The sequence below is a fragment of the Chromobacterium alkanivorans genome, from assembly GCF_016937655.1.
Classification (GTDB): Bacteria; Pseudomonadota; Gammaproteobacteria; order Burkholderiales; family Chromobacteriaceae; genus Chromobacterium; species Chromobacterium alkanivorans.
In genome coordinates this window covers 1-375 of record NZ_JAFHKL010000052.1, presented here as the reverse complement: position 1 = coordinate 375, position 375 = coordinate 1, and the positions used below count along the sequence as shown (strand labels likewise).

Sequence of the window (375 nt, the reverse complement as noted above, 5' to 3'; positions counted from 1 at the left end):
AGTCGGCGCCGTTGCCGCCGTTCAGCAGATCGTTGCCGACCCCGCCGCGCAGCGTATCGTTGCCTTCTTCGCCGAACAGACCGTCGTCGCCCGCACCGCCTTCGATCAGGTCGTTGCCGTTGCCGCCGTACAGCGAGTCGTTGCCGCCGTTGCCCAGCATCCAGTCGTTGACATTGCCGCCGCGCAAGGTATCGCCTTGGTCGCTGCCCAGCAGCGGCACACCCTGCTGCATCAGCTGATCGGCCGTCCACTTCACGCCGCTGGCGAAGGTGATCAGCTCGATCCAGTTGCTCTGGTCGGCGAACCAGTCCTTCACCGTCACGCTGTCCTGGCCGTTGATATGGCGGAACACCATGTCGTTGCCGCTGCGCAGCA

1 protein-coding gene is annotated in these 375 nt (G+C 65.1%); it reads right to left on the bottom strand.

The features are described 5' to 3' along the window. Positions 1-375, bottom strand: a 375-nt coding sequence (locus JW897_RS24165) for a calcium-binding protein (RefSeq protein WP_275899904.1), incomplete at both ends; no start/stop codon positions are given.